Raw genomic sequence first — 19,536 nt, 5'->3', positions numbered from 1 at the left:
TCCCGCCCCTACGCTGGTCGGGCCGTTCACGTGGCCCGACTGGACCGAGGGACCCTCACGTCCAGGAGGGCAAGCGCTTACCGGCCGAGGTCGTATTTCTGGGAGCCGCCCCACCTCGCGCCGTTCACCACCCCCCACACCACCCCCCACATGTCCGGTGCCCTCCGCGTCCCGCCCTTCGGTCAGGCCGGGGCGTTCCACGGACTTCCCCCACCGGACCTCGCACAGGAGAGATGAGTCCATGTCACGTACCCCCGTCCTCCGCCGAGCCCGCCGCCGGTACGTCGCCGCGACGGCCGTGTCACTGACCGGCGCGATGGCCGCCTGGCTGCTCGGCGCCGGTGGCACGGCCGGTGCCGCGGACCCCGCCGCCGCGCCCCTGGCGCAGGACGCGCTCTACGCCGCGCCCGACGGCGGCGAGAGCGCGGCCGGAACGGAGTCGGACCCCACCACGCTCACCGCCGCGCTCGACCGCGTCACCCCCGGCGGGACGATCTATCTGCGCGGCGGGTCCTACGGCCTCGCCGAGACGGTCACGATCCCGCAGGGCAACGACGGCACCGCCGCCGCCCGCACCACCCTGTCCGCCTACCCGGGCGAGACCCCGGTGCTCGACTTCTCGGCCCAGAGCGAGGACCCGGCGAACCGAGGACTCGCCCTGAACGCGTCGTTCTGGCACGTCCACGGCATCGTCGTCGAACACGCCGGGGACAACGGCATCTTCGTCGGCGGCAGCGACAACGTCATCGAGCGCACGGTGACGCGCTTCAACCGCGACTCCGGGCTGCAACTCTCCCGGGCCACCTCGGACACCCCCGAGAGTGAATGGCCCTCGAACAACCTCATCGTGAGCGCGGTCTCGCACGACAACGCCGACTCCGACGGCGAGGACGCCGACGGCTTCGCCCCGAAGCTCACCGTCGGCCCCGGCAACGTCTTCCGCCACACCGTCTCGCACAACAACATCGACGACGGCTACGACCTCTACACCAAGTCCGACACAGGGCCCATCGGGGCGGTGACCGTCGAGAACTCCCTCGCCTACGACAACGGCACGCTCAGCGACGGCTCGCAGGCCGGGAACGGCGACCGCAACGGCTACAAGCTCGGCGGCGAGGACATCGGCGTCGACCACGTCCTGCGCGGCAACATCGCCGTCGACAACGGCAAGCACGGCTTCACCTTCAACCGCAACACCGGCTCGATGGCGGTCTCGGGCAACGTCAGCGTCGGCAGCGCCGAGCGCAACTTCAACTTCGACGGCGGCTCCTCGGTGTTCCGGGACAACGTCTCGTGCGACAGCGGCTCCAACGACAGGACGATCGGCGACGCCGACGCCTCCAACCAGTTCTGGTCGGGCGAGAACGGCCCGGCGTGCTCCGCCTACGCGGGCGAGCTCGACTGGTCCTTCGCCGAGGACGGCAGCCTCAGGGTGACGTTCGGCGGCGCCCAGGTCATGAACTGACCGGTCCCACCCCAGTATCGTCAAGACGAAAGGCGAGCCGAGCATGAAACGATCATTCGCGCTGCGATTCCACGCGCTGCTGGCCCTGATGGCCGTCGCGGTCGCGACCGGTGTGGTGCTCTCGACCCCCGAGGCGTCGGCGGCGGCGGGCAGCGCCACCGGCTACGCGACCCAGAACGGCGGCACCACGGGGGGCGCGGGCGGACAGACGGTCCGGGCCACCACGGGCACCGCGATCCACGCGGCCCTGTGCGACAGGGCCAGCGACGACACCCCGGTCATCATCGAGGTCGAGGGAACCATCAACCACGGCAACACCGAGAAGGTGTCGGGCGACAGCTGCAACACCGCCGCCGGGGTGATCGAGCTCAAGCAGATCAGCAACGTCTCGATCATCGGAGTCGGGAACGGGGCCGTTTTCGACCAGTTGGGCATTCACATCCGTGAGGCCAGCAACATCATCATCCAGAACGTGACCGTTCGGAACGTCAAGAAGTCCGGCTCGCCCACGTCCAACGGCGGCGACGCCATCGGCATGGAGAGCGACGTCCGCAACGTCTGGGTCGACCATGTCACGCTCGAGGCGTCGGGCGGGGAGTCCGAGGGCTTCGACGGCCTCTTCGACATGAAGAACAACACCCAGTATGTGACGCTCTCCTACAGCATCCTGCGCAACTCGGGCCGCGGCGGGCTCGTCGGGTCGAGCGAGAGCGACCGCTCCAACGGCTTCGTCACCTACCACCACAACCTGTACGAGAACATCGACTCGCGCACGCCCCTGCTGCGCGGCGGCACGGCCCACATCTACAACAACCACTACGTGGACCTGCACGAGTCGGGCATCAACTCCCGCGCGGGAGCCAGCGCCCGGGTGGACAACAACTACTTCCAGGACTCCAAGGACGTCCTCGGCACCTTCTACACCGACGAGGCCGGCTACTGGCAGGTCAACGACAACGTCTTCGACAATGTGACGTGGTCGAGCCCGGGCGAGGACACCAACCCCGCGGGCCCCGACCCGCAGTCCACCACCACGGTCAGCATCCCCTACTCCTACAGCCTCGACGACGCGAGCTGCGTGCCGGACGTCGTGAGCGAGACGGCGGGCGCCAACACCGGCCTGCGGGAGTCGGACGGCACCTGCTGACCACGTTCCCCACCGCGGCCGCGGCGCCATGACCGCCACCGGCCGCCGAGCCCCGGTCCCCGACCTCCCGAGGTCGGGGACCGGCGGCACGCCGCCCCGCCCGTCCCGCGCCCGGCGCGTGGCCGAAACGTCATGTGCGCGCCACGGGGAGAGCGCTTCCCGGCAAGGCCCCGTCCCCTGGCGCCTCACATAGTCGTGCGGATACGCGAGTCCAGGTCTCGATGGAAGGGCAGCACATGCTGGGCCATCTCAGAAGCATCCGTTCGCCGCGGCCGCGTCCGCGCGCGCTCGTGGCGGTCGCGCTCGCCGCCGCGTCGGTCGCGGCGCTGGCCGTCGCGGGGCCCGCCGCCGCCTCGGGCGGCCACGGGCCCGGTCACGGGCAGGGCCACCACCGCCAGTTCGACCTCCAGGCCCATCGCGGGGGCATCGGCCTGCGCGTGGAGTCCACGATCGCCTCGTTCTCGAACGCCCTCGAACTCGGCGTCACCACCCTCGAGCTCGACGTGCAGATCACCGAGGACGGCCACGCGGTGGTGACCCACGACCGGCGGATCGCGGGGACCAAGTGCCGCGACACCGGGCCCGCGTTCGCCGGTGACCCCGAGTACCCGTATGTCGGCACGTACATCGTCGACCTGACGCTCGCCCAGGTGCGCACCCTGGACTGCGGCTCGCAGACCCTGCCGCAGTACCCGGAGCAGCGGCCGAGCCCGGGCGCGCGGATGCCGTTGCTCACCGAGGTGTTCGACCTGGTCGACCGCTATCGGGCGCACCGCGTCCGGCTCAACATCGAGACCAAGGTCGAGGCGGGCGCGCCGCACGAGACGGCGCCCCGCGAGCAGTTCGTCCAGGTCGTGGCGCGCGAGGTCCGCAGGGCCCGGCTGATCGACCAGGTCACCATCCAGAGCTTCGACTGGGGCGCGCTCATGCGCATGAGCGAGGTCGAGCCGCGCCTGCCGATCGTGGCGCTCACCAATGGTCAGCAGTTCCTCCAGGTCGGCCAGCCGGGGGCGTCCCCCTGGCTCGGCGGCATCGACATCGACGACTTCGACGGCAGCCTCGTCGACGCCACCGTCTCCTTCGGCGCGGACGCGATCTCGCCCGTGCACGGCGACCCGCAGGACGGCCAGGTGGGCCAGCCGGGCTATGTCCCCTATGTCACCGAGGAGTTGGTGGACGAGGCACACGCCGCTGGGCTGCGGGTGATCCCGTGGACGGTGAACGATGTGGCGACGATGCACAAGCTCATCGACGACGGCGTCGACGGCATCATCACCGACTACCCCGACCGGCTGCGTACCGTCATGGCCGAGCGCGGCTTCACGCTTCCGAAGCAGTACCGCCCGCACCGGCACTGAACCGTCGGGCCAGCCGGTGGTAGGCGCGGTCCTGGAAGACCAGCGGCGCCGCCTCGGGGTGCCACTCGGCCTCGAGGGCCAGGAGCGAGACCAGGAAGCTGCTGCCCACCGGCGTGCGTTCGAGGACGCGGGCGCGGATCCAGGCGTGTGCCCCGTCGATCACCGGCTCGCCCGTCGGCAGCGTGGACCAGCCACCGGCCGCGAAACGGTCCACGCCGCTGGTGGCGAAGCGGGCCGAGACGTCGTCCTGGTGCTCGGCGAGCAGGCTCACCGTCACCGTCTCGGCGGCGACGACGGCGGGCGCGCAGGACGATGTGTCGGCCAACGAGAAGGCCAGCAGGGGTGGTTCGGCGGAGACGGAGATGACGGACGTGGCCGTGAACCCGACGGGGCGCCCCCGGTGCGTCATGGCGACCACGGCCACCCCCGCGGGGTGCCGCCGGAAGACGGCCTTGTACTCCTCGCCGGTGAGATGGCCGGTGAGGCGATCGGCCCCGGTCGGCTCCGCCGTCATCGCCGCGCCTCCGCACCGGCCACGCCGGTGACGCCCGCCGCGCGGGCCAGCGCGGGGCCCGCCGTGGCGAGCCAGTCGGCGACGACCGGCGCGGGCTCGGCGAGCGTCGCCTCCGTGACGACCAGGCTCCTGGTGGGCACCGTCGCCCCCAACTCCACCAGCAGCGGCCTGAGATGGACCTCACCGGCCAGGGCGTGCGCGGGGCCGCCCGAGACCACGAGCGGCACCGCGACCACGCCGAGCAGCCCGTTGGCGGGGTAGAGGTCGAGGAACGCCTTCAACAGCCCGGTGTAGGACGCCTTGTAGACCGGGGTGGCGACCACGGCGATCCGCGCCGCGGCGAGCGTGGCCAGGGCCGCGTCAGCGGCCGGGTGCTCGGGCGCCAGGATCTCGGGGGCGAACTCCGCCAGGTCGACGGTGGTCACCGCGGCGCCGGGGAGCGCCTCGCGGGCGAGCGCGTCGGCCACCTCCTCGGCCAGGGCGGAGGTGCGGGAGCCGGGGCGCGGGTTGCCGGAGAGCGCGACGATGTGCGGGTTCGCCGACGTCTCGGTGGTCTCGGTGGTCTCGGTGGACAAGGGGACTTCCTCTCGGTGACACGGACGGTGGCGGTGGTGCGGGCGGGCGAGTCGGTTCAGATGGCCTTCCCCGGGTTGAGGATGCCCAGCGGGTCGAGCGCCTGCTTGATCCTCACGTGCAGACTTCGTGCCGCGGGCCCCAACTCGGCGTCGAGCCAGGCGCGTTTGAGGGTGCCCACGCCATGTTCCCCGGTGATGGTGCCGCCGAGGCGCAGCGCCAGCCTGAAGACCTCGTCCACCGTCTCCCGCACGGCCGCCGGGTCCTGACCACCGGCCAGCACGAGGGGGTGGATGTTGCCCTCGCCCGCGTGGGCGAAGGTGAAGACGGGCACCCCCGTGCGGTCGGCGAGCGCGGTCAGCGCACCGGCCGCCTCGGCGAGCCGGGAGCGGGGCACGGCGATGTCCTCGATCAGCACCCGGCCGAGGCGTTCGACGGCGGGCAGGGCCGCGCGGCGGACGGCGAGCAGCCGGTCGGCCGCGGCGGGGTCGCCGGTGTACTCGGCGCGGGTGGCGGTGCGGCGGAGCACGGCGTGCACCGCCTCGATCTCCGCCGCCGCGGCGAACCCGTCGGTCCTGGCCAGCACGAACGTCTCGCCCGTCGCGGGGACTTCGCCGCCCGCCCGGTGGATCGCCCCGAGCGTGCGGGCGTCGAGGAACTCGAGCACGCTGGGCCGCAGCCCGGCGTCGAGCACCGCGGCGCAGGCGGCCGCCGCCTCCTCGGGGGAGGCGAAGTACGCGGCCGCCGTGCCGGTCGCGGCCGGGAGCGGGTGCAGCCGCAGCGTGGCGCCCACGACCACGGCGAGCGTTCCCTCGGAGCCGGTGACGAGCGAGGTCAGGTCGTAGCCCGCCACGCCCTTGACGGTCCTGCGTCCCGTGCGCAGCAGGGTGCCGTCGGCGAGCACCAGGTCGAGGGCCAGCACGGCGTCCCGGGTCACGCCGTACTTCACGCAGTGCAGGCCGCCCGCGTTGGTGGCGATGTTCCCGCCCACCGTGGACAGCGCGGCGCTGGCCGGGTCGGGGGTGTAACGCAGCCCCACCTCCCGTGCCGCGCGGTCGAGTTCGGCGGTGATCACCCCGGGCTCGACCTCGGCGATGCCGTCGCCCGGGTGGATCGCCAGGATCCGGTCCATGCCGCCGAGGTCGAGCACCACGCTCCCCGCGCCCGCCGTCGCACCGCCCGCGAGCCCGGTGCCCGCGCCCCTCGGCACCACCGGCACCCGGTGGGCGGCGGCCCAGCGCACGGTGGCCACCACGTCGTCGACCGCCCCGGCCCGCACCACGGCGAGCGGCAGCCCTTCTTGGCGGTGGCCCGAGCGATCCACCGCGACGCGGGCGCGGTCGCCGGGGTCGGTCGAGAGCGCCCCAGGGCGCACCGCCCGGGCCAGCGCGGCCAGCTCGCCCGCCCGCGCGACGGCACCCCCGGTCATGCGCCCGGCGCCGTCGGCTCGATGAACTCCTCGACGATCGGGGGGAGTTCGGCGCCAAGCCTGAGCCGTTCGAGGAAGAGGACCACGGTGGCGGCCACCGAGCGGTGGGTGACGTCGTTGAGGATGTCGTGCAGCCCGCCCCTGACGGTGACGAGCGGCGCCGCGCCCAGCGCGCGGTAACGGGGCAGCGCCTCCTCGGGAGGGCTGATCCGGTCGGCGCCGCCGTGCACCGCGAGCAGCGGAAGCCTCAACGGCTCGGTGTCGGCGAGCGGTTCGGGCGGCGCGGCCCCGCGGTCGAGGGCGCCCTCACGGGTGAGGACCAGGCGGTGGTTGGGACAGGCGGTGCGCTCGTCGAGCCCGGCCTCGGGGGCGTCGGCCCTGGTGGCCTCGCGGGTGGGCAGCCCGGCGAGCACCACCCCGTCCACCGCGTCGGCGTGCCGACGGGCCAGCCGCAGCGCGCGGGCCGCCCCCGTGTCGGAGCCGACCAGCACGAGCGGCCTCGGCGTGTCCGGGTCGGCGAGGGCGGCGGCCAGGGCCTCCTCGGCCGCCTCCTCGGCGTCCGCGGCGTCGGCGGGCACGGCCACCACGCGGTAGGCGTCGGCGGCGAGTCGGGCGCCGAAGCGCCGGTACACGGCGGCGGTCTCGCCCGGGCCCGCGAGCACGACGAGGGTGCCGCGCGGGGCGATTCCGTCGGGCTCGCGCCAGGACGCGGTGCGTTCGGAGGTGGTGCGTTCGGGCGTGGTGGGGTCGGGCGTGTGGTCAACGGAGGTCATGTCGCTGGGTTTCCCGTCGTGTGCGCGATGGCGTGGGTGGGGTCGGCGCGTCGGGCGAGCTCGGCGGCGAGCGCGGTGACCTCGGCGACGCGCCGGGTGCCCGGCGGCTCCCCGGCGGCCGCGGAGGCGGCGAGCAGCTGCTGCAACGCCTCGTTGACCGGGGTCGGCACGCCGTGCAGGCGGCCGATGAGGACGATCTCGCCGTTGAGGAAGTCGACTTCGCTCGACGCGCCGCGCGCGAAGCTCTGCCATGTGGACTGCTGCCCCGGCACATAGCCCGCGCCCGGCACGACGCGCGTCAGCGCGGGGTCGGGGAAGCCCTCGGCCGCCGGGTCGGCGACCCGGTACCCGGCGGCGGCGAGCGCGGCGGCGGCCTCGGCGGCGGCATCCCGCTTCACCGCGGCCGACTCGTCGGCGGGCCCGGCGAACACCTCCACGGCGTTGGTGACGTTCATCAGCAGCTTCCACGCCTTCCAGCGGGAGATCTCGGGCACGGTCCTGCCCACCCAGCCCGCGGCCTCGGCGTCCTCGGCGAAACGGACCGCCGCGGGCCCCGGCTCGCCGGGCGGCGCGGGGTGGGGCAGGCCGCCGACGACGAGCTGGCCGGTCCGCGGCGCCGAGCCGGTCAGCACCTCACCCGGCACCAGATGGCGCGCGGGGACCAGCACGGTCGTGCCGTGCACCGTGCGGAAGTGGCGGGCGGCGACGCGTTCGGCGTCAAGGCCGTTCTGAAGGGTGAAGAGCGGCAGCCCCGAGGCGGCGCCCACCGTCCGCCCGCCGTCGACGACGGGGCGCCAGGCCCAGGCGGCGAGGGTGTCCCGCGCGTCCTGCGTCTTGACCGCGAGGACCAGCGCGTCGCGCGGGGTCAGCTCGATCGCTTCGGGGCCGCCGACCACGCGCAGCCGCACCGTCCGCCGCCCCGCGGGGGTGATCCGGATCAGCCCCCGGTCCTCGATGGCCGCGAGCGCGGCGCCCCTGGCGGCCAACACCACGGGTATGCCCGCCAGCTGGAGGTCGGCGGCGAGCGCGCCACCCACCGCCCCCGCGCCGATCACCACATAGCGCGTCACGAGGCCCTCCCCGGCGTCGGCCCGGCGAGCACGGCGTCCCCGGTGTCCCCGGCGTCGCCCGCGGTCAGCCCGAGGTGCCCGGCCAGCGTCTCCGCCTCGTACCCCGTGCGGTACACGCCCGCGCGCTGGAGCAGCGGCACCACCTCGGCCACGAAACGCTCCACGCCCGAGGGTTGCAGCGGCAGCAGCAGGTTGAAGCCGTCCACGCCCCGCCTGAACCACGCGATCAGCCGCCCCGCGATCTCATCGGCCGTGCCGTGCACATGCGTCTGGATGTTGCCGAACCCCCCGGCGTGCAGCCGCTCGGCGATCCCCCGGACGGTCAGCCCCTCCCGTTCGCCCAGGGTGCGGGCGAGCCCGGCGAGGCTGGCGCCGGAGAGCTTGTCGGGGTCGGTGGGCAGCGCCTCGGTGGGCAGCGGCCCATCCGGGTCGTGCCCGGTGAGGTCGGCGCCGACCACGGGCCCGAGCCAGGCGATCGGGTCGATGACGCCGCGCTGGACCGCGTCGAGCCGGTCGGCGAGCCGGTGCGCCTCGGCGGTGGTGTCGGCGAGGTAGGGGATCACGCCGGGCAGCACCCGCAACGACCTGGCGGCGCGCCCCTGCCGCACCGCCCTGGCCCGGATGTCGGCGTCCAGCGCCAGCGCGTCGTCGATCCCATACCCGCCCGCGTAGACGACGTCGGCGTGCCGGGCCGCCAGGTCGCGGCCCCGGGACGAGCCGCCCGCCTGCACGATCAGCGGCCGCCCCTGCCCCGTCGGCGGCGCCTGCGCCCAGCGCTCCTCGACGGCGGTGAGGAACGCCTCGGCCCTGGCGTACCGCTCCCCGTGGCTGGGCTGCGCGGCCAGGCCGAAGTTGGCGGCGATCCGGTCACCCGCGGAGGCCACCGCGTTGATCGCGGCCCGCCCCGCGCTGAGCGTGTGGAGCGAGCGGGCGCGGTCGGCGACGGTGAGCGGGTCGTTGTAGGTGGTCGAGACGGTGCCGATGAGCCCGATCCGCCCGGTCGCCACGGCGATCGCGGTCAGCAGCGTCAACGGCTCGAAGCGGTGCGGAACGCCGCGCTCGCCGGGGGTCAGCGCCGGGGAGTCGGCGAGGAACACCGCGTCGAACAGGCCCTCCTCGGCGACCCGCGCGACCTGGACGAAGTGGTCCACGTCCAGCTCGGCGCCCGGCACGCTCGCCGGGTGCGTCCAGGCGGCGGTGTGCCGCCCGACGCCGCTGAGGTTCAGGCTCAGATGCATCAGGCGCTGCCGGTCGTCGGCGGTCATCGGGGGGTCTCCGTCCTCTCGTCGGGCCAGACGCGCGGCGCGTCGCCCGGCGGCCTCGGCAGGTTGAGCGGGCCCGCCACCGTGTGGTGGGGGCCGCGGTGGCCGCGCCGGTCGAGCCGCCCGGCGTCGAAGTAACGCCCTGTGGCGCGGTCGGCGACGATCGCCGCGCGCGGGAAGCTCTCCCACAGCGCCAGGACCGCCGCGAGCCAGTCGGCCCAGCGGTCCCCGTCCTCGTCCCGCTGCCCGTCCGGTGGCGCGGCCGGGGTCACCAGCACGCGGTCGGGGCCGAGGTAGGCGAGCGTGCCGAGCACCCTGGCCGCGTTGTAGGGCGCGACCCGCTCGGGGTCGAACGGCACCACCACGCGCAGCGCGGCCGTGGCCCGCAGCACGGCGGCGGCCACCGTGGTCGCCTCGACAGGCGCGGCGGTGGGCCCCGGCGCGGGCAGCACGAGCGTGGTGACGCCCCGCGCCTCGGCGTCGGTGACGGCGTCGCGCAGCGCGGGCCAGGAGGGCGCCGACGGGTCGGCGCCGGGCAGGAGTTCGGCCAGGTGAACGGTGTCGGTCGGGGGCATCGTGGCCTCCTTCGGGGTCTCGGGGGACTCGGACTCGTGCGGCCAGGGGGCGTCGGGGCCGTCAGGGTCGTCCAGGGGGAAGGGCGCGGCCACCGAGGCGAGCAGCTCGCGGGTGTACGGGTGCCGCGGGCGTTCGAACAGCTCGTCGGCGGGGCCGTGTTCGAGGACCGCGCCGCCGCGCATCACCATCACGTCGTCCGAGATCTGCCGCACCACGGCCAGGTCGTGGGAGATGAAGACATAGGCGATGCCGAGCTCCCGCTGGAGCCGCGTCAGCAGGTCGAGGATCTGGGCCTGGACGGTCACGTCGAGCGCGGACACCGGCTCGTCGCAGACCACCACGTCGGGCCGCAGCACCAGGGCGCGGGCGATGGCCACCCGCTGCCGCTGCCCGCCCGACAGCTCCCGTGGGCGGCGCTCTGCCAGCTCGGGCGACAGCGCGACCGCCTCCAGCATCTCGGCGACCCGCGCCGCGCGTTCGCGCCGGTCGCCGATCCGGTGCGCGCGCAGCGGCTCGTCGATGATCCGGCGCACGGTGAACCGCGGGTCGAGGGAGGCGTAAGGATTCTGCTGGACGATCTGGAGGCGGCGCCTCGCCGCGCGCAGCCCCGCGCCGTTCAACGTGGTCAGCTCGGTGCCGTCGAGCCGCACGCTGCCGGTGTCGGGGCGTTCGAGGCCGAGCAGGATGCGGGCCGTCGTCGTCTTGCCCGAGCCCGACTCGCCGAGCACGCCCAGCGTTCGGCCCCGCGCCAGGTCGAAGCCGACGCCGTCGACGGCGCGCGGGACGCCGCCGTCGGCCGCCCGCCCGAAGTCCTTCACGAGGTCGCGCACCCGCAGCAGCGGCGGCCGGTCCGGGTCCGCGTCCGCTTCCGCGTCCGGGGCCCGTTCGCGCGCGGCGACCAGCCGTCGCCCGCGCAGGCTGGGGGTGTCGGCGAGCAGCTCCCGCGTGTACGGGTGGCCAGGGTCGGTGACCAGCCGCCGCGCCGGTCCCTCCTCGACCAGCAGGCCGCCGCGCAACACCGCGATGCGGTCGGCGCGTTCGGCCGCCATGGCCAGGTCGTGGGTGATCAGCAGCAGCGCGATGCCCCGCTCGGCGCGGAGCGTCGCCAGGTGGTCGAGGACCCGGCGGCTGACGGTGGCGTCGAGCGCGCTGGTCGGCTCGTCGGCGATCAGCAGCCGGGGCTCGGCCGCCAGGGCGATGGCGATGAGCACCCGCTGCCGCATCCCGCCCGACAGCTCGTGCGGGAACTGCCGCGCCCGGGTCCCGGGGCGGTCGATGCCGACCCGTTCCAGCAGCTCGACCGCCCGCTCGGCCGCCGTCGCCCGGTCGGCGATGCGGTGGATGCGCAGCGCCTCCGCGACCTGCCGCCCGACCCTGGTGGTGGGGTTGAGCGAGGTGCCGGGGTCCTGCGGGACGAGGGCGATCTCCGCGCCGCGCAGCGCGCGCAGCCCGGCCCTGGAGAGCCCGAGCACATCGCGGCCCGCGTAGTGGACCCGCCCGCCCAGCACCCGGCCGTTGTCCGGCAGCATGCCGTTGACCGTGTGGGCGAGCGTGCTCTTCCCCGAGCCCGACTCGCCGACGACGGCGACCGTCTCCCCGGCGCGCACGGTCAGGCCGAGACCGCGCACCGCGGGGCGCTCGGCCCCGCCGACCCGGTAGGCGACGGTGAGGTCGGAGACCTCCAACAGGGGCCCCGCGTCGGCCCGTTCCCCGGCGTGCCGCTCCGCGCCCACGGACAGCGCGGTCATCGCCCCGCCCCCTGGGTGTCGAGCCAGCGGGAGACCCGGTTGGTGGCGAGCACGGTCGCCGCGATCACCAGGCTGGGCAGCAGCGCGACCCACCACGCGGTGGCCAGATAGTCCCGGCCCTCGCTGACGATCTTGCCCCACTCGGGGGTCGGCGGCGGTTCGCCGTAGCCGAGGAAGCTCAGCGCCGAGACCGAGAGGATCGCGGTGCCGAACTCCAGGGTGGAGAGCACAAGGGCGGGCCCGATCGCGTGCGGCAGCACGTGCCGCGCGAGCACCACGGGGCGGCGCACCCCCAGCACGACGGCCGCCTCGACGAACGGCGAGGCCCGCACCCGCAGCGCCTCGGCCCTGGTGATCCGGGCGAACGACGCGACCGACGCGATGCCGACGGCGACCGCGACGTTGGTGATCCCGAAGCCGAGCGCGGCGACGATCGCCAGCGAGAGCAGCAGCGAGGGCACCGCGAGCAGGATGTCCACCAGCCGCATGAGCACGGCGTCCACGGCCCCGCCGACGAAGCCGGACACCAGGCCGACGGTCGAGCCGACGCCGAACGCGATGGCCACCGCGATGAGCGGCGCCCGCAGCGAAAGACCCGCACCGTGCACCACCCGCGCGAACACGTCGCGCCCCAGCTGGTCGGTGCCGAACCAGTGCTCGGCGCTGGGCGGTCGCAGCTTGTCGAGCACGTCGTCGCTGGTCGGCGAGTGCGACGTCAGCAGCCCAGGGGCGAACGCGGCGAGCACCGCGAGCCCGAGCACCAGCAGGGCGAGCACCACCCCGGGGCCGAGGCGGCGCGGCTCGCGCCGCCGCCTGGCGGGCCCGGCGGCGGCCGGGCCCGCCACCTCGGCGGCGACGGTCTCGGTGCTGGTCATCTGACGGCCTCCTTGACGGTGACGCGGCGGTCGAGCAGGGGATAGGCGAGGTCCACGAGCAGGTTGACGACGACGAAGACCAGCGCGGAGAGCAGCACCACGCCCTGCACCACGGGCAGGTCCTGGCGGGTGACCGCGTCGGCCGTGAGTCGCCCGACGCCCTCGCGGGAGAAGACCGTCTCGGTCACCACCGCGCCGCCGAGCAGGTTCCCGACGACCACGGCGGTCGCGGTGAGCGTGGGCCCCGCGGCGTTGCGGGTGGCGTGCGCCAGGTGGATCCGCGCCCGCCCCGCGCCCTTGGCGACCGCGGTGTCCACATAGCCCTGTTCGAGCACCTCGCGCAGGCTCCGGTGGAAGACCTGGGCCACCGTCGCGGTGACCGGAAGCGCCAGCGTGATCGCGGGCAGGACCAGGCTCCTGAAGCCGTCCGTGCCGCCCGACGGCAGCGCCTGCCACTGGAACGCCACCACCTGGATCAGCACCAGGCCCACCGCGAAGGTGGGGAACGAGATCCCAAGCGGCGGCAGCGACATCAGCGCCTCCCTGGCCCACGGGCCACGGGTGTGCGCGGCCACGCTGCCCACGAGCAGCCCGGCGACCACCCCGAACAGCAGGGCGAGACCCGCCAGTTGGGCGGTGTGCGGCAGGGCGCTGCCCAGCATGGACAGCACCGGGGCGCCGGTGTGCAGCGACGTCCCCAGGTCACCGCCGAGCAGCCCGCCCAGCTGGCGCAGATACTGCTCGACGAGCGGGTCGTCGTAGCCGTGCTCCGCGCGCAGCCTGGCCACCTCATCCGGGCTGAGCGCCGCGTCCCCCGCCCCTGAGAGCTTGATGGACAGCGCGTCGCTCGGCAGCACGGACAGCAGCACGAAGGCCAGCGTGAACGTCCCGAGCAGCACGAGCAGCGCCTGGAGGCCGCGCGAGGCGAGGTACTTCCCCATGGGTCGAGTCCTCAGGTCGGATCAGGTCGGAGGGGCGGGCGCGGCGGGCGCGTCACTCGTCGAGCCAGACGTCGTAGAGGCTGAGCCGCGAGCTGGCCTCGAAGTGGAAGCCCTGGACGCCCTCGCGGTGCGTCATCACGCCCGCGAGCTCGTAGAGCGGGATGGCGTACGCCTCGTCCACCAGCTCCTGGGTGGCCTCGGTGATCAGCTCCTGTCGCCGCTCGGGGTCGGCCTCGCCCGACTGCTCCTGGAGCAGCTCGTCCACCGGCCTGGCCTCCTCGACCCGGTTCTGGTTGCGCCCGGTGAACCCGAACACCGCGCGCGCCGAGTCCGCCTCGGCCCGGTGGAACGGCGAGTACCACAGGTCCCACTCGCCGCTCGCCTCGGCGTCGGCCAGCTCGGCGGGGGCGAGCAGCCTGATCTGGAGGTCGATGCCGATCTCCCGCAGCTGCGACTGGACCAGCTCCATCATCGGCCCGGCCTGCCGCCCCGCGTGGTAGAGCGCGAGCAGCTCCAGGCGCTGCTCGTCCTTCTCCCGCACGCCGTCGGCGCCCGGCAGCCAGCCGTCGTCCTCGAGCAGCTCGACCGCCCGCCCGGGGTCGTGGGCGATGCCGTCGAGGGGTTCGAAGAACGGCGTGGCCGAGGTGATCACGTTCTCCGCCACCCGGTCGTACTCGGTCAGCACGCCGGAGACGATCTCCTCGCGGTCGACGCCGAGTTGGATGGCCCGGCGCACGGCGGTCTCGCCGGCGAGCGGGCGTCGCAGGTTGGGGATGAGGTTGACGCCGACGCCCGGGTAGGGGCGGCCGACGACGCCGAAGCCGTTGCCCTCGAAGCCGGGCACGTCCTCGGTGAGCGGGATGGTGTCGATGTGCAGCTCGCCGTTGCGCAGCTGCCCGGCGCGCACCCCGGCCTCGGGGACCACATCGAAGTCGACGGTCTCCACATACGCCTCGCCGGTGTGCTCGAGCACGGGGGAGGCCCAGTCGTAGCCGTCGCGCCGTTGCAGCGTGATCCGCTGCTCGGGCTGGTAGCCGTCGATGACGAACGGGCCCGCCCCGATCAGCTCGCCCGCGCACCGCTCCTCCGGCGTGCGCTCCAGGGTGGCGGGCGCCAGGATGCCCAGCGTGATGGTGGCGGTGCCCTGGAGGAACTGCACGTTGGAGTGGTCGAACGTGACCGTGACGGTGTGCTCGTCCACCACCTCGGACCCGGCGTAGCCGTCCAGGTAGGTGGAGGCCAACGGCGTGACGCCGGGGCCGAGGTCGGCGATCGTCTCGAAGTTGGCCGCGACCGCTTCGGCGTTCAGCGGCGTGCCGTCGCCGAACGTCACGCCCTCCCGCAGGTGGAACGTGTAGGAGTCCGCGGACTCGGAGACCTCCCATGACTCGGCGAGCCACGGGGTGATCTCGCCCGTCTCCGGGTCCTGGTCGGTGAGCGAGTCGGCTATCTGCCGGGCCACGAAGATGGTGACGTTCGAGGAGTTCTGGTGCGGGTCGGCGCAGGCCAGGCTCGTGTTGAGGCCGACGGCCAGGGTTCCGCCCGGGCGTGGCTCGCCCGCGTCGCCGCCGCCCGCGGCCTCGGTCCCGCCGCACGCGGTGGCGAGCAGGGTCAGCGGCAGGGCGACGGCGGCGGTGGCCAGGCGGAGGGGGCGGCGGGCCGCCCCGGTTCTGGTCTGGGGACGCATGGGCTTTCCTCGGGGTGCGGGCACGGCGGGGCCGTGCTCAGGCGGTGGTGGTGGCTTCGGTCCTGGCGGTCTCGGACGCGGTGGCTCCGGATCCGGCGGCGAAGGGGGATCCCGGGGGCGGCACCGGCGGACCGGCGTCGAGCCGGGACGCGCCCCTGGCGCGCGCGTCCAGCTCCTGGCGGACCAGGGGGAGGACGTAACGCCCGTAGTCGATCGCGTCGTCGAGGTTGTCGTAGCCGCGGATCGAGATCAGCTCGGCGCCCAGATCGATGTAGTCGAGGATCGCGGCGGCCACCGTCTCGGGCGTGCCGACCAGCGCGGTGGAGGCGCCGCGCGCGTTGGTCGCGGTGGCGACCGGGGTCCACAGGGCGCGGTCGTGCAGCTCGCCGCGGTCGGCGATGTCGAGCAGGCGCCGGGACCCGACGTTCTGCGGGCGGCCCTCGCGCCGGGGCCAGCGGGCGATGGCGTCCTTGGCCTCGGGGCGGCGCAGCGCGGCCAGCACCCGGTGCGCCTTCTCCCAGGCCAGCTCCTCGGTGGGCGCGATGATCGGGCGGAAGGTCACCCAGATCCTGGGCCGGTCGGCGCGGCCCGCGCGTTCGGCCTCCCGGTGGACGGCGTCGATCTGCTGCCGCGTCTCGGCCAGCGGCTCGCCCCACAGCCCGAAGATGTCGCCGAGCGCGCCACCCACCCGGTACGCCTCGGGCGACGAGCCGCCGACGGAGACGGGGATGGTGCCCGCCACAGGGCGGTACTCGGCGCGGAAGTCCTCGAACGAGTAGAACTCCCCGGCGTGGTCGAACGGTTCGGCCGCGGTCCACGCCCTGCGCAGGATCTCGATGAACTCGGCGGACCGCGCGTAGCGCCGCTCCTTCGGCAGCCGGTCGCCCTCGCGGGCCTGCTCGTGGTCGTCGCCGCCCGAGATGATGTGCACGGCGGCCCGGCCGCCGCTGAGCTGGTCGAGGGTGGCGAGCGCCTTGGCGGCGACCGTCGGATAGACGGTGTTGGGCCGCAGCGCGACCAACGGGCGTACGCGCTCGGTGTGTTGGGCGATGGCGGCGGCCACGGTGAACGGGTCGTAGCCCGCGGACCCGTAGGGCAGCAGCGTGTAGTCGAAGCCGTACTCGTCCAGCGTGCGGGCGTAGCGCACCAGGAAGGAGCGGTCGATGCCCTGCCCTGGGCGGGGATGGAGTTCGGTGGAGTCGTTCACATAGCTGGCGCTGATGAACTCGACGGTCATGCCGGGGCTCCTGTCGTCGGGGCGGCGGGGGAGGAGGCGGGGGGAACGGGCGGCGCGGGCGGCGCAGTGGGCGCGGGTGGCCGGGGCGAGGCGCCGGTGGCGACGGGGCGCGCGGGGTCGGCGGACCACGCCGACCAGGAGCCGGGGAAGAGCGCCGCATCGACCCCGGCCACGGCCAGCGCGAGCACGCTGTGCGCCGCGGTCACGCCCGATCCGCAGTAGACGGCCGTGGGCCGGTCCGCGCGCACGCCCAACGCCGCGTAATGGACGCGCAGTTCGGCGGGGGAGCGGAAGCGGCCCGCCGGGTCGAGGTGGTCGGTGGCCGGTGCGCTCACCGCCCCGGGGATGTGCCCGGCCCTGGGGTCGACCGGCTCCTCGTCGCCCCGGTAACGGGCGGCGGCGCGCGCGTCGAGCAGGGTGCCACGGTCCGGCAGGGCCGCTGCCTCGTCGGCGTCGATCACCGGGAGGTGGCCGTAGGACAGCCGCACGTTCCCCGGCGGCGGCGCGGGCTCGTCCCCCGTGGCCACCGGCAGCCCGGCGGCGCGCCACGCGGCGAACGCCCCGTCGAGGACCCGCACATCGGCGACCCCGGCGTGGCGCAGCAGCCACCAGGCGCGGGCCGCCGCGAGCCCTCCCGAGTCGTCGTGGACCACCACGGGGTCGCCGTCGTCGACGCCCCAACGGCTGGCCGCGCGCCGGAGGTCGGCGATCGGCGGCAGCGGGTGGCGGCCGCCGCCGGGGGTGGCGGGCGCGGACAGCTCGCGCTCCAGATCGACATGGACGGCGCCCGGGATGTGGCCCGCGCGATGGGCGGGCAGCCCATCGGGCGCGGCGAGCGACCAGCGGACGTCGAGCACCCGGACGCGGGGGTCGGCGGCGAGCAGGGCGGCGAGTTCGTCGGGGGACACGAGAACGGGCATGGCGGTGCTCCTGGGACAGGCGTGACCACCCGCCCCGTGGCGGTCGCGGGCACGGCGGCGGCCGGGCGCGACCGGGCCAGGGGGCGGCGCGGAGGGCGAGCGGGTTACGGGGTGGCGGCGAGGGGGAGCGCGTGACGGCGCGGGGGAGCCGGGCGCCGTGCGGCGCCAGGGCGTTCACCGGGTGGCCCGCCCAACGGCGCGGCCTCGGCCGTCACGACCCCCGTCGACCGGGGGACCGGCTCAACAGGCCGGACAGGAGCGACACGGACATCGCGGCACGGAGACCGCGCAGGACAGCGCGCCGTGCGGCAGTCGCCCTGGGACGTGTCCTCGAGTGCGTGTCATGGCCAACACCCTAGGACGGGGCCGCGCGGGCGTCCAACAACGATGTCCGATGGACACCCATCGGGAGCGGTGATGGAAGGCCGACGCGGAGCGGTCAGCGCCCGTCGTGCTCCAGCCGGGGCGCGACCTCGTCGGCGACCTCGGCGACCTCGTCGAGGTCGGCGGAGGCGGTGCCGCGCAGCTCGGCGAAGAAGCCCTCCATCGCGGCGAGCGCGGCGGCCTCCACGTCGATGTCGAGGCCCCGACGGGCCGTCAGGTGCACGCCCGCGAGCCCCAGGTCCGGCAGGTCGTTCCGCTCGACCAGCCCGGGCAACAGCCGCCCCGCGGACGGCAGTACGGCGACTCCGAGGCCCGCCCGCGCGGCGCCCATCACGCCCTCGAGGCTGGTGGACTCGGCGACCACGTCGACCGTGAGGCCCGCCTCGGCCAGCTCGTGCAGGGCGCGCTGCCGCATCCCGCAGGGCTCGACATAGGCCACGAGCGGCCAGCGTTCGCCGCCCGCCGGAGGCTGCCACCCGGGGGCGGCGTACCAGGCCAGCGGCAGGGAGCCGACGCGGCGCCCCGGGGTGTCGGGGGTAGTGCTCAGGATCACAGCCAGATCGATGGTGCCCCGGGCCACGGCCTCGGTCATCTGCGTCGAGCGGTCGATGTGGAACTGCACGCCATGGTGCGGGAACGCCGCCCGCAGCCGCGCCAGGACCCCGGGCAGCACCTGGTCGGCCGCGGTCTCCGCCGAGCCGATGACGATCCGCGACCGGCTGGCGGCGTCCAGCCGTTCGAGCGCCTGGTCGTGCACGGACAGGATGCGGCGGGCCTCGACCAGCAGCCGCTCCCCGGCGTCGGTGAAACGGGTGCGCCGCCCGTCCCTGCGGACCAGCTCGGCGTCGAGCCGCTTCTCGAGCAGCCGCACATGCTGGCTGACGGTCGGCTGGCTGAGGTGCAGCGCGGCCGCGGCGCGGCCGAATCCTCCGCAGTCGGCGATGGCGACGAAGCTGCGGAGCTGCACCAGGTCGAGTGAGTCGGGCACCCTCCCGATCGTAGGCGCCGCGTCAAGGGGTGCCCGTGCGGGTGCCCTGCGGGCGGCTGTGGCGGCGGCTACGGGCTGGACGCCCTCCCGCTCGCCGTCTGCCGGGTGTCGGGTGTTGTGGTGGTGCGGGTCAGGGAGGGCACCTACGGGGGGAGGGGTGTCCGGTGTGCGGCCGTCTCGGTAAACGGTCGGTCTCGCTGTGGGCTGGGGCCGTTCGCCGAACGGGCGCGGCCGCGTCCCTTGTTGGCGGCCGTTTTCCCGGTGGTCGGCTGGGGTGGCGCGCACCCTTCGGGCCTGCCCTGGCCGCCGCAATCGTCGTTTACCGCGCGCACGTTGAGCTTATGGGGCGGGCCGGTCCGGGGCGGGCGCGCGCGTCGTTCAGCGGGCCCGCGGGGCTTTATGCCTCGCTTACGCGAGGCCGGGTGCTCTCCTGAAACGGGGCACGTTCTGTTCAACACACAGTGAGGTTTTCTCAGCGGTGGTTATTTCCATGCGTTGTTGAGTGCCAGAGCTGCTTGTGTGATGGCGCCGATGCGGGTGGGGCTGATCGTGACGTGCTGGAGGGTTCGCCAGCGTTGTTTGAGTTCCG

Annotated in this window: 15 protein-coding genes and 1 pseudogene; 3 read left to right on the top strand and 13 right to left on the bottom strand. The window is 74.7% G+C overall.

Going from position 1 to position 19,536, the window contains the following annotated elements; translation table 11 throughout:
* The first annotated feature begins 241 nt into the window (after positions 1–241).
* The 3 genes and pseudogenes from D7318_RS27150 (at position 242) to D7318_RS27140 (ending at position 3,970) form a co-directional block, all read left to right on the top strand.
* Positions 242–1,465 (top strand): right-handed parallel beta-helix repeat-containing protein, encoded by a 1,224-nt coding sequence (locus tag D7318_RS27150; RefSeq protein ID WP_183091624.1) that lies wholly within the window; start codon positions 242–244, stop codon positions 1,463–1,465.
* A gap of 43 nt (positions 1,466–1,508) precedes the next feature.
* Positions 1,509–2,681, top strand: a pseudogene (locus D7318_RS27145) (pectate lyase family protein); the annotation flags it as partial.
* A 167-nt stretch (positions 2,682–2,848) separates the two neighbouring features.
* The gene (locus tag D7318_RS27140) at positions 2,849–3,970 is read left to right on the top strand and encodes a glycerophosphodiester phosphodiesterase (RefSeq protein ID WP_120699863.1); all 1,122 of its coding nucleotides are present in this window, start codon (positions 2,849–2,851) and stop codon (positions 3,968–3,970) included.
* Here D7318_RS27140 and D7318_RS27135 read toward each other — a convergent pair.
* The 13 genes from D7318_RS27135 to D7318_RS27075 form a co-directional block, all read right to left on the bottom strand.
* Positions 3,933–4,484, bottom strand: a complete 552-nt coding sequence (locus tag D7318_RS27135) for a flavin reductase family protein (protein WP_120699862.1) — start codon at positions 4,482–4,484, stop codon at positions 3,933–3,935. The two genes, D7318_RS27140 and D7318_RS27135, sit on opposite strands and share 38 nt — an antisense overlap.
* Positions 4,481–5,059 (bottom strand): NADPH-dependent FMN reductase, encoded by a 579-nt coding sequence (locus tag D7318_RS27130; RefSeq protein ID WP_220729827.1) that lies wholly within the window; start codon positions 5,057–5,059, stop codon positions 4,481–4,483. Before D7318_RS27130 ends, D7318_RS27135 begins: the two co-directional genes overlap by 4 nt.
* A gap of 56 nt (positions 5,060–5,115) precedes the next feature.
* Positions 5,116–6,486 carry an FAD-binding oxidoreductase gene (locus D7318_RS27125; protein ID WP_120699861.1) on the bottom strand — a complete coding sequence of 457 codons (1,371 nt, stop codon included), beginning with the start codon at positions 6,484–6,486 and terminating at the stop codon, positions 5,116–5,118.
* Positions 6,483–7,259 carry an alpha/beta hydrolase gene (locus D7318_RS27120; protein WP_230424129.1) on the bottom strand — a complete coding sequence of 259 codons (777 nt, stop codon included), beginning with the start codon at positions 7,257–7,259 and terminating at the stop codon, positions 6,483–6,485. The genes D7318_RS27125 and D7318_RS27120 overlap by 4 nt, the downstream gene beginning before the upstream one ends.
* Positions 7,256–8,329: a ketopantoate reductase family protein gene (locus D7318_RS27115; protein ID WP_183091623.1), complete on the bottom strand. Its 1,074-nt coding sequence runs from the start codon at positions 8,327–8,329 to the stop codon at positions 7,256–7,258. The genes D7318_RS27120 and D7318_RS27115 overlap by 4 nt, the downstream gene beginning before the upstream one ends.
* A complete protein-coding gene (locus D7318_RS27110; protein ID WP_120699859.1) occupies positions 8,326–9,594 on the bottom strand; it encodes an LLM class flavin-dependent oxidoreductase in 1,269 nt (422 codons plus the stop codon). Before D7318_RS27110 ends, D7318_RS27115 begins: the two co-directional genes overlap by 4 nt.
* Positions 9,591–11,915, bottom strand: a complete 2,325-nt coding sequence (locus D7318_RS27105) for a dipeptide ABC transporter ATP-binding protein (RefSeq protein ID WP_120699858.1) — start codon at positions 11,913–11,915, stop codon at positions 9,591–9,593. Before D7318_RS27105 ends, D7318_RS27110 begins: the two co-directional genes overlap by 4 nt.
* Positions 11,912–12,790: an ABC transporter permease gene (locus D7318_RS27100; protein ID WP_120699857.1), complete on the bottom strand. Its 879-nt coding sequence runs from the start codon at positions 12,788–12,790 to the stop codon at positions 11,912–11,914. The genes D7318_RS27105 and D7318_RS27100 overlap by 4 nt, the downstream gene beginning before the upstream one ends.
* Complete coding sequence (locus D7318_RS27095; RefSeq protein WP_120699856.1) at positions 12,787–13,731, bottom strand: ABC transporter permease; 945 nt, start codon at positions 13,729–13,731, stop codon at positions 12,787–12,789. Before D7318_RS27095 ends, D7318_RS27100 begins: the two co-directional genes overlap by 4 nt.
* 52 nt (positions 13,732–13,783) lie before the next feature.
* Positions 13,784–15,418 carry an ABC transporter substrate-binding protein gene (locus tag D7318_RS27090; RefSeq protein ID WP_120699855.1) on the bottom strand — a complete coding sequence of 545 codons (1,635 nt, stop codon included), beginning with the start codon at positions 15,416–15,418 and terminating at the stop codon, positions 13,784–13,786.
* A 37-nt stretch (positions 15,419–15,455) separates the two neighbouring features.
* Positions 15,456–16,655: an LLM class flavin-dependent oxidoreductase gene (locus D7318_RS27085; RefSeq protein ID WP_120699910.1), complete on the bottom strand. Its 1,200-nt coding sequence runs from the start codon at positions 16,653–16,655 to the stop codon at positions 15,456–15,458.
* A complete protein-coding gene (locus tag D7318_RS27080) occupies positions 16,652–17,575 on the bottom strand; it encodes a sulfurtransferase (protein WP_120699854.1) in 924 nt (307 codons plus the stop codon). Before D7318_RS27080 ends, D7318_RS27085 begins: the two co-directional genes overlap by 4 nt.
* 439 nt (positions 17,576–18,014) lie before the next feature.
* Positions 18,015–18,947, bottom strand: a complete 933-nt coding sequence (locus D7318_RS27075; protein ID WP_120699853.1) for a LysR family transcriptional regulator — start codon at positions 18,945–18,947, stop codon at positions 18,015–18,017.
* Positions 18,948–19,536: the final 589 nt, after the last annotated feature.

The organism is Streptomyces radicis, from assembly GCF_003626575.1.
GTDB classification, from domain to species: Bacteria; Actinomycetota; Actinomycetes; order Streptomycetales; family Streptomycetaceae; genus Streptomyces; species Streptomyces radicis.
This window is presented reverse-complemented; position numbering and strand designations above follow the sequence as displayed.